14 protein-coding genes are annotated in these 15319 nt (G+C 64.0%); 6 read left to right on the top strand and 8 right to left on the bottom strand.

From position 1 onward, the window contains the following. Window positions 1-3 precede the first annotated feature (3 nt). On the top strand, window positions 4-1134 hold the full coding sequence (locus tag AC1DHL_RS27845; protein ID WP_478164091.1) for a CaiB/BaiF CoA transferase family protein: 1131 nt from the start codon (window positions 4-6) through the stop codon (window positions 1132-1134). On the opposite strand, the gene AC1DHL_RS27840 is transcribed toward AC1DHL_RS27845, so the two are convergent. Both AC1DHL_RS27840 and AC1DHL_RS27835 read right to left on the bottom strand, forming a co-directional pair. Then, entirely contained in the window at window positions 1131-2555 is a 1425-nt protein-coding gene (locus AC1DHL_RS27840; protein WP_478164090.1) for an XVIPCD domain-containing protein, read from the bottom strand. The genes AC1DHL_RS27845 and AC1DHL_RS27840 overlap by 4 nt on opposite strands. Then, window positions 2555-3103, bottom strand: coding sequence for a hypothetical protein (locus tag AC1DHL_RS27835; protein WP_478164089.1), 549 nt, complete (start codon window positions 3101-3103; stop codon window positions 2555-2557). The genes AC1DHL_RS27840 and AC1DHL_RS27835 overlap by 1 nt, the downstream gene beginning before the upstream one ends. Window positions 3104-3584: 481 nt before the next feature. Here AC1DHL_RS27835 and AC1DHL_RS27830 point away from each other — a divergent pair, with 481 nt between their 5' ends. Then, window positions 3585-4040, top strand: coding sequence for a hypothetical protein (locus tag AC1DHL_RS27830; RefSeq protein ID WP_478164088.1), 456 nt, complete (start codon window positions 3585-3587; stop codon window positions 4038-4040). Window positions 4041-4115: 75 nt separating this feature from the next. Here AC1DHL_RS27830 and htpG read toward each other — a convergent pair whose 3' ends face one another. Beyond that, complete coding sequence (gene htpG, locus AC1DHL_RS27825; protein WP_478164087.1) at window positions 4116-6149, bottom strand: molecular chaperone HtpG; 2034 nt, start codon at window positions 6147-6149, stop codon at window positions 4116-4118. A 271-nt stretch (window positions 6150-6420) separates the two neighbouring features. Between htpG and AC1DHL_RS27820 the strand changes: the two genes are divergently transcribed. The 4 genes from AC1DHL_RS27820 to AC1DHL_RS27805 are packed head-to-tail and all read left to right on the top strand — an operon-like array spanning window position 6421 to window position 11081. Continuing rightward, the gene (locus tag AC1DHL_RS27820; RefSeq protein WP_478098788.1) at window positions 6421-6963 is read left to right on the top strand and encodes a Csu type fimbrial protein; all 543 of its coding nucleotides are present in this window, start codon (window positions 6421-6423) and stop codon (window positions 6961-6963) included. A 17-nt stretch (window positions 6964-6980) separates the two neighbouring features. Continuing rightward, complete coding sequence (locus AC1DHL_RS27815) at window positions 6981-7715, top strand: fimbrial biogenesis chaperone (protein WP_478164086.1); 735 nt, start codon at window positions 6981-6983, stop codon at window positions 7713-7715. Continuing rightward, entirely contained in the window at window positions 7666-10080 is a 2415-nt protein-coding gene (locus tag AC1DHL_RS27810) for a fimbria/pilus outer membrane usher protein (RefSeq protein WP_478164085.1), read from the top strand. The genes AC1DHL_RS27815 and AC1DHL_RS27810 overlap by 50 nt, the downstream gene beginning before the upstream one ends. After that, on the top strand, window positions 10077-11081 hold the full coding sequence (locus tag AC1DHL_RS27805; protein WP_478098792.1) for a Csu type fimbrial protein: 1005 nt from the start codon (window positions 10077-10079) through the stop codon (window positions 11079-11081). Before AC1DHL_RS27810 ends, AC1DHL_RS27805 begins: the two co-directional genes overlap by 4 nt. Before the next feature lie 19 nt (window positions 11082-11100). Here AC1DHL_RS27805 and AC1DHL_RS27800 read toward each other — a convergent pair whose 3' ends face one another. The 5 genes from AC1DHL_RS27800 to AC1DHL_RS27780 form a co-directional block, all read right to left on the bottom strand. Next, a complete protein-coding gene (locus AC1DHL_RS27800; protein WP_478164084.1) occupies window positions 11101-11574 on the bottom strand; it encodes a hypothetical protein in 474 nt (157 codons plus the stop codon). 126 nt (window positions 11575-11700) lie between these two features. Beyond that, the gene (locus AC1DHL_RS27795; RefSeq protein WP_478164083.1) at window positions 11701-12735 is read right to left on the bottom strand and encodes an ABC transporter substrate-binding protein; all 1035 of its coding nucleotides are present in this window, start codon (window positions 12733-12735) and stop codon (window positions 11701-11703) included. 82 nt (window positions 12736-12817) lie between these two features. Then, entirely contained in the window at window positions 12818-13168 is a 351-nt protein-coding gene (locus tag AC1DHL_RS27790; protein WP_478098798.1) for a hypothetical protein, read from the bottom strand. A 113-nt stretch (window positions 13169-13281) separates the two neighbouring features. Next, complete coding sequence (locus tag AC1DHL_RS27785) at window positions 13282-14640, bottom strand: ATP-binding protein (RefSeq protein ID WP_478164082.1); 1359 nt, start codon at window positions 14638-14640, stop codon at window positions 13282-13284. Further along, a complete protein-coding gene (locus AC1DHL_RS27780) occupies window positions 14637-15296 on the bottom strand; it encodes a response regulator (protein WP_478098801.1) in 660 nt (219 codons plus the stop codon). Before AC1DHL_RS27780 ends, AC1DHL_RS27785 begins: the two co-directional genes overlap by 4 nt. Between the last annotated feature and the right edge of the window lie 23 nt (window positions 15297-15319).

The following is a 15319-nucleotide window of genomic DNA, read 5'->3' as shown; positions in this document are numbered from 1 at the left end:
ACCATGACCTCCGCTGCGACAACTCCCACGACCGGCGCGCTGGCGGGCATTCGCGTGCTCGACATCTCGCGCATTCTCGGCGGCCCCTATTGCGGGCAGATCCTGGGCGACCACGGCGCCGACGTGCTCAAGGTCGAGCCGCCGCAAGGCGACGACACGCGCACATGGGGCCCGCCCTTCAAGGACGGTGTTGCTTCGTACTACCACGGCCTCAACCGCAACAAGCGCATCCAACACCTCGACCTGGGTTCGCCCGAGGGACGCGACGCACTGCTCGCACTCGTGGCGGAAGCGGACGTGCTGATCGAGAACTTCAAGACCGGCACGATGGAGCGCTGGGGCATCGGCTACGACACGCTGTCGCAACGCTTCCCGCACCTCGTGTGGTGCCGTGTGTCGGGCTTCGGTTCGGACGGGCCGCTCGGCGCCCTGCCCGGCTACGACGCGGCGGTGCAGGCCATGACCGGGATCATGAGCGTCAACGGCGAAGCAGACGGCGGTCCGCTGCGCGTCGGCTTGCCGGTGGTCGACATGGTGACCGGCCTCAACGCAGTGATCGGCGTGCTGCTGGCGCTGAACGAGCGGCAACGCAGCGGACGGGGCCAGTTCGTGGAAGCAGCGCTCTATGACAGCGGCCTGTCGCTGCTGCATCCGCACGCAGCCAACTGGTTCATGGATGGCACGGCGCCGCGACGCACGGGCAATGCGCATCCGAACATCTATCCGTACGACGCGCTGGCGACCCAGACCGACCCGATCTTCGTGGCCGTCGGCAACGACCGGCAGTTCGCGAGCTTCTGCGCCTGCATCGGGCAGCCGGCGCTCGCCGAAGACCCGCTCTACAGTACGGCCGGCCAGCGATCGGTGCATCGCGAAGGCCTCAAGCAGCAGCTCGAAGCGGCGCTTGCGGATTTCGACGGCCGCACGCTGGTGCCGACGTTGATGGCTGCTGGCGTGCCCGCCGCGCCGGTGCTGCCGGTGGATGCGGCGCTCACGCATCCGCATACGGCGCATCGAGGGATGGTGGTCGAGCTCGAAGGCGGTTACCGCGGCATCGCGTCACCGGTCAAGCTCAGCCGCACGCCGGCAACCTACCGGCATGCGCCGCTGACGCCCGGAAGCGACTTCCTCTAAAGCCTCATCACCGGCGCCTGTCGCTGAATGGCGGTGTGCTGTTGCTCCAGGACGCGATCCTGGGCCTGTTGCTGATTTTGCTCAGATGCCTGTTGCCACACCTGGGTGCTTTGCGCGATTGGCGTGTTGAGGGCTTCCACGGTCGGCACACTGGCGATCCGCTTGAGGGCTGAGTCCAGCGCTCCTTGGACAGCAAACACCTTCGAAGCATCGGTGCTAAGCACCACGTGGTCGATGCGATTCATTCCGTGTGTGCGAGCAGCTGCGACGAGGGCTGATGCCAACTGGTCGCTTTGCTGATCGGGGGTGCGCCCCACTTTGGCATCGAGCATATGCACACCGGCTTGGGCTTGGCCGAATAGCGCGTGGTCGGGATGCGTGGGGTGGTCGAGTTGCACAAATGGAGCGCCTCGATCCAATGCGGGCGACAACTGGCTCGGCGCGGGCAGGCCGTGGATCGGGACGTGCTCGTGGCTGTTAGCCGTATGGTCGAAGTGGCCTGCGACCTCTGGAGCGTGGGTGTCGTGGTACGCGCAGCGCGTCGCCGGCCTGCCGAGCGAAATGCCGTTTTGCTCAAGCAGTTTCTCTTGCAGTCCGAGCCCACCCATGTCCAGTTGCACCTTGCCGGCCAAGGTCGGATTGAGGATTTCGTATTGGCAGACGGAACTGACCAGCGCAGCCGCGTAGTAATTGGCGTAGTCGGAGTTGCCTTGATGGCCCAGCCGCGTATTCTTCGGGGCCTTGTCGAAGTAATGTTTTGCGGCCGCCTCGATGTTGCGCGGGTCGGGTGTGATGGAAAGATCAGCGTTGAGGATGAAGCCGTGCTTCGCAGTGAATTGCTCGCGTCCGTCGATTTCCTTGCTTTCGAGAAAGTCCTTGATGTAGCCAACGTCTCTCGACAATTTGCCAATGTCGTCCAAGCCGGCTTCTGGATGGCGATGCTTCACTCGGCTGGCCAGCGCGTTCCAGCCGGCAATATGCGCGCTGGCTTCATCGCGGCGATTGATCGCCAGCATCTGGTCTAGCGCCGCGCTGTAGTCATGAAGCGGTTGACCGCTTTCCAGCACACGCCGGACGTTCTGGTCGAACTGCTCCAGGCCTTGTCTGGTGCGCTCACGGTTGATGCCATGCCGAACTTCATGGCCCATGAGGAAGGTGAGCACATCGCGCTGCTTCGGGTCCAACAGATTGCCGTGCTTCAGGTTGATAGCCTGCGCGTCAGGGCTGTAGCTTGCTCCGGCGTTCTCAGTTGCCGGCATCAGCGCGAAATGTTTCAGATGACCTTGTGCAACGGCTTCGTTCATCTGCTGCATCAACACAGGAGATTCTTCGATGACAGCGCGCAGATTTCGATAGGCCTCTGATGTCGGGTCACCAACCTCGCGAATCACTCGCTCGAGCTGTGGGCTGATTGCGCTCATCACATCGCGCCCAGGTCCATGTACTTCTCAAGAAAGCCGATGGAGACTCTGTTGACGCATCCGTGCGAAATCTTTTCGAGACTTTCGTTGCTCTCGCCGACGATTCCGACGTCTATTTCGACCAATCCGCGCTGGTATTGCTTGCCAGCACTTTCACGACGAGTGTTGCCGACATGCCGGTATTCCATCTTGAGCAGGGCATCGTGAAACTGCGACAAGTCGAGTTGGCAAATGCCTGTCATCGGTGGATCTTGATCCACATATTTTTCGGCCTCCGAGAACCCAAAACCCAGATCTGGGAGGTGCGTGGCGCTGTTCAACTTCCAGGTGTACCCATACCACCACATCTCCGTGAGCGGCCGAAATATCCCATACGCATCGTTGTTCGGCTTGTCCGAATACGGAATCATGGCGAAGCCGCTGAATTGCGCCACCCGTTCAATCGTCAGGTCCTGCGGCTGATGCAAGGTGTCGATCAGCGCAAGCAGTCGGCGCAGAACTTCGGGCGCATCGGGGCGCGGCGCCGTTGCAGGGGCTGGACTGGACACGATCTTTTCCTCCGAATGAATAGGGGATGTGCTGGCCATGGATGAGCAGGCGCCGAGCGCAAGCCCTGCCAACAAACTGAGAACGCGACGAGCACAAGAGCCCATTGACGGCCTTTGTGAATTGTCAAAATTGATTGGGCCGACAGAAGCCGCGAATCGCGTAGTTCGCGGGACCACTCTGATCAATGATTGAAGCTTCAACTGAAGCCTCCGGCTAGCCACGACGTAGCCAATGCCGATGCGTCGAGTCATCTTTTTCTCCCTGAGCGCTTTGAATTTTTTTGGATTCTATGCACACCTCGGGGATGACCCGTCCATGCCTTCACGCACTTCGTCATCCAATGTCGGAACGCCGTCACGCCTCGATAAAGGAAGCATGAGAATTCTCTGAATGACCGCAACCCGAGAGTGCGTAATTGACTGCGTCGTTACACTGGATCGGAACGCCCCAAACAACCAATCTGGCGTCTCAGGGAGAAAAATGAGCATTCAAAATCTGATGGTTGCTGCAGTTGCGGCATCTGCACTGCTGGGCTGCGCGGCGCCCTCTTCGCAACCCGCTTCGTCGGCGTCTCGCTCTCATGGTCGAGGCGAAGCCAAAGAGACCGCGATCGAAGTCTGCGGGCCGTTCGGCGAGCGAGCCCACCTTGATCGTCTTCAATGTTCCGATGGTTCGGCGCTTGTCTATCGTCGTGTCGGTGGCATCGGCACGCGCACCGATCTGCCAAAGGACCTCACCCGCGAAGATGCGTCCGCGTTGCTGGAGCGCAATATCAGCGGCGCGCCTCTCAAGCCCGGTGAACCGGACTACCACGTCATTGATGAATACAAGCTTTCATGTGGTCCGGTAAAACGCATGGTGTACATGGACATGTACCACTGCCACCAAGCGCCGCCGACAGAAGCGCCCTATGGCTTTCAGTTCAAGCCTAACTAGCGTCCCTGCGAATCTGCCGCGCCGAGCGCATGGCGCGCGTGACGCCAGCGCTCATCCACGCGTCCGCGCTCCAGCCTAGGCCAACAGTGCGTTGACCCTGCGCACGTAAGCCGCGGGATCAGCAGGCAGCCCACCTTCAGCCAGCAGCGCCTGGTCGAACAAGATGTTCGCCAAATCATCAAAGTGATCGGAGCCTTCCAGCTTCTTGACCAGCGGATGCTCCGCATTCACTTCCAGCACCGGCTTCACCTCAGGCGCGGGCTGCCCGGCCTGCTTGAGCATGCGCGCAAGCTGGGTGCTCATGCCGCCGTCCTTCACCACGAGGCAGGCCGGTGAGTCGACGAGCCGCGTGGTCACGCGAACGTCCTCCGCCTTGTCCTTGAGCGCTTCCTTGAGGCGCTCCAGCACCGGCTTGAACGACTCGGCGGCTTCCTCGGCGGCCTTCTTCTCGGCCTCGTCCTGCAGCTTGCCGAGATCGACCGCGCCCTTCGCCACGCTTTGCAACGGCGTGCCGTCGAATTCGGTGAGGTAGTTGAGCGCCCATTCGTCGACGCGATCGGTCATCAGGAGAACCTCGATGCCCTTCTTCTTGAAGATCTCGAGTTGCGGGCTGTTCTTGGCGGCGGCCAGCGTGTCGGCGGTGATGTAGTAGATCGCGTCCTGGCCTTCCTTCATGCGCGACTTGTAGTCGGCAAAGCTCACGCTGATCGTGTCGCTCGTGCTCGACGCGAAGCGCAGCAGCTTGGCGATGCGGTCTCGATTGGCAAAGTCTTCGCCCAGGCCTTCCTTGAGCACCGCGCCGAACTCGGCGTAGAACTTGGCGTACTTGCCCGACTCGTCGGCGTAGCTCGCAGCAGCTTCGGCAGCGGGCGTGGCGTTCTTGTCGACGACGTCGGTCACGCCTTCGGTCGGCTCGGGCGAGGGCACCGATTCGCCCGAACCCACGTCGATCTTGCCCTCGCTGCTGTCGCCCTCGGCCTTCTGCTTCTTCGCGAGGTCTTCGAGCATGCTCAGCACGCGCTTGGTGCTGCCCTCGCGGATCGCCTTCACGTCCCGGCTTTCCTGCAGCAGTTCGCGGCTCACATTGAGCGGCAGGTCGGCGGAGTCGATCACGCCCTTGACGAAGCGCAGGTAGCTCGGCAGCAAGGCCTCGGCATCGTCCATGATGAAGACGCGCTTGACGTAGAGCTTGACGCCCGCGCCCTTGTCGCGATTCCAGAGGTCCATCGGCGCCTTGGCCGGGATGTAGAGAAGCTGCGTGTACTCGGTGTTGCCCTCGACGCGGTTGTGGCTCCAGGCCAGCGGCGCCTCGAAGTCGTGGCTGATGTTCTTGTAGAACTCGACGTACTGTTCCTCGGTGATGTCCTTCTTGGGACGGCTCCAGAGTGCGTTCGCCTGGTTGACCGGCTCCCACTCGCCGGTCTTGACCATCTCGCCGCCCTTGTTGTCCTCACCCTCTTTCCACTCCTCTTTTTCCATGAGGATCGGCAAGGAGATGTGGTCGGAATACTTTCCGATGATGGACTTGAGCTTCCAGGCGTTGAGGTATTCCTCGGCGTCGTCGCGCAGGTGCAGCGTCACGCTGGTGCCGCGTTGCGGGCGGGTGATGCTGTCGACCTCGAAGTCGCCGGCGCCGGCGCTGACCCAGCGAACTCCCTCTTCGGCAGGCAAACCCGCGCGGCGCGATTCGACGGTGATCTTGTCGGCCACGATGAAGCCCGAATAGAAGCCCACGCCGAATTGCCCGATGAGCTGCGCGTCGGCCTTCTGGTCGCCCGACAGCTTGCTCATGAACTCCTTGGTCCCGCTCTTCGCGATGGTCCCGAGGTTGTCGATGGCTTCCTGCTGGCTCAGGCCGATGCCGGTGTCGGTGATGGTGAGCGTCTTGGCGTCCTTGTCGAAGGAGACGCGCACATCGAGATTGGGCTGGTCTTCATACAGCGCGGGTTGGTCGATGGCCTCGAAGCGCAGCTTGTCGCAGGCGTCGGACGCATTCGAGATCAGCTCCCTCAGGAAGATTTCCTTGTTGGAGTAGAGCGAGTGGGTGACGAGGTGAAGCAGTTGCGCGACTTCAGCCTGGAAGGGGAGTTTGGTCTTGGAAATGGTCATGACGCAGTGGCTATCAAAGAGAAAACACATCGCCTATGGCGAACAGGGAACTTTACAAGACGCGCTCCACGGCGGCCAACGTGAAGAACGTCACGAAGGCGGACCGTGGGGATGGACGCTTGGCGCTGGTTGCAAAGACTTACATCACGGATGAGCCCACAAAAGTACTCATTGAGACTTTTCTGAGAACTATGTCCTACATCGTTTGTAGGAGGACCCCTACATTTCTGCCATTCCTTTCATAACTCGTTCACAAACCTTGGAGCCATTGATGAGAAAGCTGTTTCCCTTCGCCGCCATGACCGTCGCCGCAGCAGCCGCATTCGCAAGTGCGGCCATTGCAGCACCGAATCCGGCCACGGCCACGTTCCAAGTTCTGATCAAGGTCAACAAGGCCTGCTCGGTCACGGCGGGCTCGACATCCAACATTGACTTCGGCACCCAGGATTCCTCGGCGACCGGCCTGGCTGCAAATAACACCTTCAGCGTGACCTGTTCCAAGAACACGCCCTATTTCATCGGACTGGTTCCCTCGAACGCCAACACCGCCGGCGCGGGCAGCATGGCTGCCCAGAACGTGGCGCCGGTCACCGGCAATTCGGATTCGGTGCCCTACCAGCTGCGTTCGGCGGCGGGTGCCGCGGGGGCCATCTGGGGGGATACCGCCAGCGGTACCGCGGTCGGAAACGGTGTAGCAGGCACCGGTAGCGGCGCAGCGAAGACGCATACGGTGTATGCAACGATTCCGGGTACGAGCGCCAATGTGACGCCGGACAGCTACGCCGACACCGTCACCATCCACGTCAACTACTGAGCCTGAACGCCCGAACCATGCGCTTGCGACACGTTGCCCTCGTCATGCTCGGCCTTGCCTGCGGAATTGCCGCCGCAAGCGGCCTGCAGGTCTCGCCGGTCACGCTGACGCTGCAGCCGTCGCAGAACGCCGACGGCCTGTGGCTCAGCAATACGGGCGACAACGTGGTGCATGCGCAGGTACGGGTCTATCACTGGACGCAGGAAAACGGCGAGGACAAGCTCACGCCCTCGCGCAACATCCTGGTGAGCCCGCCGATGATGCAGCTCGCAGCATCGGACCGGCAACTGATCCGCGTCATCCGTACCGGCGCGCCGCCCAGCGGAGCCGGCGCGGTCGAGGACGCATACCGCGTCATCATCGACGAGCTACCGGTCGAGAATCAGGAGGCCAAGAAAGGCCTGCAGTTCGTGCTGCGCTACTCGGTCCCGATCTTCCTCGAACCGGCCGGAGCTGCGCCCAGCGCGCCGCAACTGACGTGGTCGCTGAGCCGTGAGGGTGACCATGCCGTCCTGGAAGTGACCAACGCCGGCGGCACGCACGCTCAACTGGCCGATCTCAATTTCGTCGATGCCGCCGGACGCCGAACAGCCGTCCATGGCGGCCTGCTGGGTTACGTGTTGCCTGGCGCAAAGATGCGCTGGTCATTGAAGACGCCGGTTGCCACCTTTGCCGCCGGTGGCTCCATGGAAACGATGGTCAATGGCAACACGACGCAGCAAAGTCTCCCGGCCATCGAACGCGCGCGCTGAAAGTCTGCTGCTCCTTTCCAGCCTGCTGGCATTCGCCGCGCAGGCAGGGGAGCCTGCAGCCGCAGCCAGCCTTGCGCCCGCACCGATCACCGCCACCGCTGCCGCTGCCGAAGGCGATCTCGCCGGCCCGCGCGGCAGCGATCTCTACCTGGAGCTCAGCCTCAACGGCAATCCACAGGGTCTGGTCCACTTCGGCCTGCGCGATGGTGAGCTGTGGGGCAGCGCGTCCAAGCTGCGTGAACTGGGATTCTTGCTACCGCCGGACGCCACCGACCCGGTGCGCCTGCGCAGCCTGCGCGGCCTGAAGATCGACTACGACGCGGGGCGCCAGAGCCTGGCCCTCAGCGCCGGCCCCGACCTGCTTCGCCTGCCCGTGACCGTGGTGAACCCTCCGCCTGTCGCAACCCAGAAGGCCAGCGCCACGCCGGGGCTGCTGCTGAACTACGACCTCTATGGCACCCAGGGCCGCGGCGGCGCGTCGAGCCTGAATGCGTTCACGGAACTGCGCGCATTCGCCGGAGCGTATGTGCTCAGCAACACCATGCTCTCGCAAGCGACGCGGCTCGAAGGCGAGGGTTGGGACCGCCAGTCGATCCGGTTGGACACCACGGTCAGCACTTCCTTTCCCGACGACATGCTGACGCTGCGCATGGGCGACACGGTCACGGCCGCGCTGCCCTGGTCGCGCTCCACGCGCATCGGCGGCATCCAGCTGGCGCGCAACTTCTCGCTGCAGCCCTATCGCATCACGGCGCCGCTGCCGGAGTTCATGGGTTCGGCCGTGCTGCCATCGCAGGTTGACTTGTTCATCAACGGCATGCGCCAGTCCACCAACCAGGTGCCGGCTGGCCCGTTCCAGCTCAACACGGTGCCCGGCATCAGTGGCGCCGGCAACGCGCAGGTGGTGCTCACCGATGCGCTCGGGCGGGCAACAACGCTCAACTTCTCTCTCTACGACACGCAGCGCCTGCTGCAGGAAGGTCTGTCCGACTGGTCGGTGGACCTCGGTGCGGTGCGGAAGAGCTACGGCATCAGCTCGTTCGACTACGGCAACGACCCCGCCACCAGCGGCGTCTGGCGCTATGGCGTGAGCAACAACCTCACAGTGGAAACGCACGCCGAGGCCACTCGGGGGCTGGTCGCGGGTGGTGTCGGCGGCGCCTGGCTCCTCGGACAGGCCGGCGTGCTGTCGAGCGCCGTGGGCGCCAGCAGCAACGAGGGGCATCAGGGCCAGTTGCTGAACCTGGGCTACAGCTGGCGCAATGACCGGTTCAATTTCGGCTTCGACGAGACCACCACGCGAGGTGAGTATCGTGATGTCGCGTCGCTCTATGGAAGCCCCACGCCCCGCGGAACCGGCCGCGCCACGATCGGCTACAGCACCGACAATTTCGGCAGCTTCGGCCTCAGCTATCTCTATCTGCAATATCCCCAACAGGACGCCACGCGTTTTGCAAACGCCTATTGGTACAAGTCGCTTGGGCGGAACGCGTCGCTGAGCGTGAGCCTCAACCAGAACCTGACCGACCGGCGCGAGCGCAGTCTCTTCGTTGGCTTCACCTGGGCACTGGACGGCAATGTCACGGCCAACGCCGGCGTCCAGCGCAACAACGACCGCAACGTCTACACCGCCGATGCCCAGCGCTCGACGCCAAGCGACGGCGGCATCGGTTGGCGTGCCGGCGTGAGCCAGGGGGAGGGCCAGAACGGAGCCCGGGGCGAAATCGACTACCTGGGCCGTTACGGCCGGGCCGTCGCGGGCGTCAGCGTGCTCGGCAACAGCAGCTATGCCTACGCTGGCAGCTCCGGCTCGGTCGTATTCATGGGCGGCCAGACCTTCGCGGCGCAGCATATCGACGATGCCTTCGCCGTGGTCTCCACCGATGGTGTCGCGGGCGTGCCCGTGAAACTCGAGAATCGCCCGATCGGCACCACGGACAGCAAGGGCATGCTGCTGGTGACACCGCTCAACGCCTACCAGAACAACCAGCTCGCCATCGATCCGATGCAACTGCCCGCCGATGTGCGCATCGAGCGCGTCAAGACCCTCGCCACCCCCAGCGACCGTGCCGGCACGCTGGTGCGCTTCGGAATCTCGCCGATCCGCGCGGCCGCCCTGACACTTGTGGACGAGGCCGGCCAGCCGCTGCCCGTGGGCAGCCTGGTGCGCGTCAACGGCCAGACGGAGCCCGCCATGGTCGGCTTCGACGGCGCGGCATATCTCGATACCCTGGACACTCACAACACGCTCGTCGTGCAGATGCCCAGCGGCAGCAAATGCCACACGAGCTTCGATTACCACAAGGAAGGCGACAGCATCCCCCAGATCGGGCCGCTGCGCTGCATCAAGGAAGGCACCCCATGAGTCTTTCGATCCGCGCCTGGCACGCCTTGCTGCTGCCGCTACTGTGTGTCGTGCTATGGGGACTGCCCGCGGAAAGAGCGCAGGCCGCTGTCAGCTGTACCGCGACGATGACCAATGTCGACTTCGGCAGCGTGGACCTGGTCAGCGGCGGCAGCTTCACGACCACCGCCACGCTGAACTACACCTGCACCAACAACAACAACGCGCGGACTTACGCACGCGTCTGCTTCGATGTCGGCGACGGAATCGAAGGCACGGGCAACTTCAATCCGCGTGTCATGAAAGACACCTCCGGCAATTCGCTGCAATTCCAGATCTACCAGCCACCGGGCTTCAGCATCGTGCTGGGCTCGGAGTACAACACCATCACGCCGACGCCCTATGTGGTGAATCTGGATCTCGCCAAGGGCGCTGCCAGCAACGGCAGCGCGTCGATGCAAGGCCGCCTCGTCAGCGGCCAGACGACGGTGCCGCCCGGAAGCTACCAAGGTCAATTCATCGCGAACCATACGGCGGTCACCATCACTGAGAGCACCACCGCTCCACCGACCAGTTGCAGCGGCAACAGCTCGACCACTTTTCCCTTCACCGCCAAGGCCACCATCATCAAGAGCTGCGTGGTGTCTGCGAACCCCCTGGACTTCGGCAGCGTGGACGGTTTGCCGGGCGCCGCCAATGTCGACAAGTCGACCACCATCGGCGTCATGTGCTCCAAGCCAACGGCCTACACAGTCGCTCTGACGCCGTCCAACGGCAACACGGCGGGGGTCGGCACCATGCTGCCGACGATCGGGGGCAATACGGACAAGGTCCCCTACCAGCTCTATAGCGATGCCAATCGCGCTACTCCCTGGGGCGGTCAGGTGGGGACCAATACCCTTCAGCGCACCGGCGATGGCACGACCCAGTCCCTGACCGTGTATGGCCGGGTTCTCGGCACCAGCGTCAACGTCAGGCCCGACGACTACAAGGACACCGTCACCGTCACCGTCAGGTACTGACGGCGATCACCGGCGTTCACTAATAGGTCACCGTCACGGTGTGGATGTCGACGGGGTCACTCGCGGGCACTGATGAGGTGTTGTCCGCGCCCGTGCCCATCGCGGTGCCGGCTCGCACGACACTTCTCCACGCGAGCCCCTGCCTCCTGTCCAGGTTGAGTTGCTTGTCAATGTCGCTGACGCGGCCGTCGACCTTCAACGTGGTCTCCCCGACCTTGGTGAATCGATATTCGCGACCGCCGATGACCATCGATTGGGTGTTGGTCCACACGCGATATTCGTATCCGTCCTTCACGGGCGTGACCTCCAGAACCTTGAACACAGGGAGGATCACCAACTTGACCTGGAAACGTCCCGTCGCCGTGCTCGCACCGAGCAGGGGCTCCGCTTCGCTGGGCAACGGCAGTTGAAGCAAGGTACACAAGGCGGTCAGCGCCGCCACGCGCGTCAGGCTCAGGCCGGCCGGGAATGTTCGGAACACACTTCTGGACATGGGGGCTTAGGCTCGCAACATAGGGTTCGGGGCGTCGTGTAGCGCCCGATATCCCAATATCGGCAAAGCCGCCAGAAAATGAAGTCCCGTTGAGCGGGATGCCAATCACGACCTCTGACCCAGCCCTCACCGCGGCTGCGATTCCACTTCCCGCGTCCAACGCTCGATCAACCGCTTGCGCTCAGCCGCGCTCCCGTACTTCTCGAAGTCATACTTGATGAGCCGCACCCCGTCCATCGACGGGATTCGCGGATCGGGCTTGAACGTCTTGTTGGCCGGCGATTGGAGGCTGCCTGCCTTCGCGCCGATCGACTGGCCCGCCGGGCTCATGAGCCAGTCGTAATAGCGGATCGCATTGGCCTTGTTGCGCGCGCCCTTCACCAGCGCAATGCCGCCGATCTCGTAGCCCGTGCCTTCGCAGGGCGCCACCGCCTTGACCGGATAGTCGTCGAATCGCCACTTGTCGAAGCCGAAGATGAAGCTCACGCCGATGGCGACCTCGCCCTTTGCCACATTGGGCGCCTGGGCCTGCCCGCTGCGGGTGTAGGCGATGGTGTTGCGGTGCAGCTTCCGCAGGTAGTCGAAGGCCTGGTCTTCGCCCATCAGTTGCACCAGGCCGGCGACGATCGTGTAGCCGGTGCCGCTCGTGCCGGGGTGCGACATCTCCACCTCGCCCTTGTATTCGGGCTTGATCAGATCGGCCCAGCAGCGGGGTTCGCGCAGATGCTTCTTCTTGAGCACCTCGGTGTTAAAGCCGAAGCCCATCGCACTGGTGTAGAAGCCGCCGACCATGTTCTGCGACATGGCGTACTGGCGCACGGACCAGTCGTACAGATCGTTGATATAGGCCGGCCTGTAAGGATCGAGCAGACCCTGCTCGGCGGCCTGGAGAAAGGGATCGCCGGTGCCGCCCCACCAGATGTCGGTCTTGGGATTGGCGGCTTCCGCGCGCAACTGGGCGCCGATCTCGCCGGTGCCCTTGTGCGCCTGGAGCACCCGGATGCCGGTGGCGCGCGTGAATTCCGCGGCCGCCGCCTCGCACCAACTGGCGTCGGTGCTGCAGAGGGCATTCACCGTCCCCTGCGCGCCGGCATTCGTCGACGTCGCCAAGGCGATCAGTGCGCCGACGACGACGAATGATCTGCAAACGAAAAAACGCATGGCGCATCCCGGGCTTCACGAAGGAAGCCGCAGGATAGCGCCTGACCAAGCGAATCGCGCGGTCCGCTTGGAGTGACAGCAATCAGTGGGCCGCGCCGCCCGTGATGCCGGCCATGCCGGTCGATTGGCCGAGCGCCTCGGTCTGCATCGGGTGCGCCGCTTCGATGGCGCCCTTGCGGACCTCTTCGCGCGTGAGCTGTGAAGTGCCCATCGGCGCCGCAGTCGACTGGCCGACGGCTTCGGTGCCGGTCGGGCGTGCCGCGTCCATCGCACCCTGAGTCACTTCAGGCCTCGGCGCCGAGTTGTTCGTCTGCATCGGACGATAGTCCGACCCATCGGACCCCTGCGTCGACTGCGCACTGGCGGTCACGGAGGCGAATGCCGCGAGGGTTGCGAAGGTGCCAACGGCCAACACTTTGACGGAAGCATGCATAAGGAGTCTCCTCGAGTTCCATGGGGTCGCGCCCCGCGGCGCGACACGCGCCGCGAAGGACCTGCTTTCACTCTAGGCAGGCCGTCTGAGGCGGGAGTGAGCGAAGAATTAGCTCACGATGAGGGCGAGGCCGACAGGTACACCCGCGCGAGCAGGCCGGCACCATCCGACCTGTTCGCGAGCACGATGCGCAGCCCGTTGCGCAACGCCGCCGCCCGCGCAATGGCAAGGCCCAGGCCGCTGCCGCCGACCGGCGCCCCCGTGACGCGAAAGAACCGATCGAAGACCCGATCCAGTTGGTCCGACGGAATGCCCGGGCCGTCATCGAGCACATCGACCACCGCATGGCCGTCGACCATGTGCAGCCGCACGTCGACCACCCCGCCCTGCGGCGCGTAGCGCACGGCGTTGTCGATCAGATTGTCGAAGACGCTGCGCAGCTCGGCCGCCGGCGCAGTGACGAGCGGCGCGATGCGTCCCTCGAAGCCCACGTCGACCTGGCGCTGGTCTGCGAGCACCATCATTTGCCCCACGCTGTCGCGCAACAGCGCCGCAACATCGACCGGCCCGCGGGCGCTCGCCGTGGGTGCGTCCTGTCGCGAGAGGCGCAACAACTGCTCGATGAGATGCTGCGCGCGCTTCACGCCGCTTTCGAGTTGGGCGAAGCGCTCGGCGGCGTCGCCGGCCGGCACGTGGGCGCGCAGGTTCTCGATCTGGAGGCCGATCGCTGCCATCGGTGTGCGCAACTCATGCGCCGCGTCCTGCATGAAACGCCGCTGCGCGGAAAGGGTGTTGCGCATCCGCCCGAGCAGGCTGTTGAATGCGGTGACCAGCGGCACGATTTCCTCCGGCACGCGGGCAATGGCCACATCCCCCGTCTCACCCACTTCCTGCGCGGCCACATCGTGCGCGACGCCGCGCAGCGAGCGCGAAGCCGCCGATACGATGAACATCAGGATCAGCAGCGTCACGGGCAGCATCAGCAGGATCGGCAGGCTCTCCAGCACCGCGCGGCGAACGATGCGGTTGCGCCGGAAGCTGTCGTTCTGCACCACTTGCACGCGCGGCATGTCGATCCCCGTTCCAACCCTCGCGGTGTAGGCACGCCACGCGTCCTCGGCCTTGTTGCCGGTGGTCACTTCGCTGAAGCCGGGCTCCGATTGCAGCGGCACGTCGAGGCCGGGCCATGAACTGGCGAGCAGCGTGCCGCCGTCGGCGCTCCAGACCTGGACGACGAAGGCGCCGCGTCGAATGGCATCCTCACGGGTCACGGACTGGAGGGTCGGCGGCCGATGGTGGATCGCATGCGATTCGGCCACCATGCGCATCTGGTCGTCCATGAAGTTGTTGATCAGGCGGCCGTAGGCACCGTACGAGAACCAGATCGTGGCCGCAATGGCAACCACATACAACGCAATCAGCCACAGCAGCAGCCGTCCGCGCAGAGACCGGAGTCGAAAAGGTGCCTTCACGCCGGAACGACTCGCCAGCCAAGCCCGCGGACGTTGCGAATCGCCTCGGCGCCGAGCTTGCGCCGCATGCCGTGGATCAGCACGTCGATCGCGTTGCTGGTGACCTCGTCGCCCCAGCCGTAGATGCGGTCCTCCAGCTGTTCGCGCGACAGGATCGCACCGGGCCGCTCCAGCAGCGCGTGCAGCAGCGCGAACTCGCGTGCGGTCAGGACCTCTCGCGCGCCGTTGACGACGACGTCGCGCGTGGTGAGGTCGAGCTGGAGCGTGGGAGTACCGATCACCGAATGTGCCGCGCCGTCGCGGCGGCGCACCACGGCGCGCATGCGCGCCAGCAGTTCGCGCAACTCGAAGGGCTTGAGCAGGTAGTCGTCGGCGCCGAGATCGAGGGTCTGGATGCGATCGTCCAGCCCGTCTCGCGCGGTGAGCACCAGCACGGGCGTGGCGTCGCCACGCCTGCGAGCGCGCCGCAGCACTTCGGTGCCGTCTTCCTTGGGAAGGCCGAGATCGAGCAGCACGCAGGTGTAGCCGCCGTCGGCCAGGGCGCTGTGCGCCAGCGCCCCGTCGCGCACCCAGTCGACCGACCATCCGGCGTTGTCGAGCGCATGCACCAGGCTGCGACCGATCATTTCATCGTCTTCCACGAGCAGGGCGCGCACGGGGTCTCCTTGGGTCCGACACA

This window comes from Variovorax sp. 10L426, from assembly GCF_056395305.1.
Note: the sequence above shows the minus strand (reverse complement) of the source record. Positions and strands in the feature narration are given on the sequence as shown.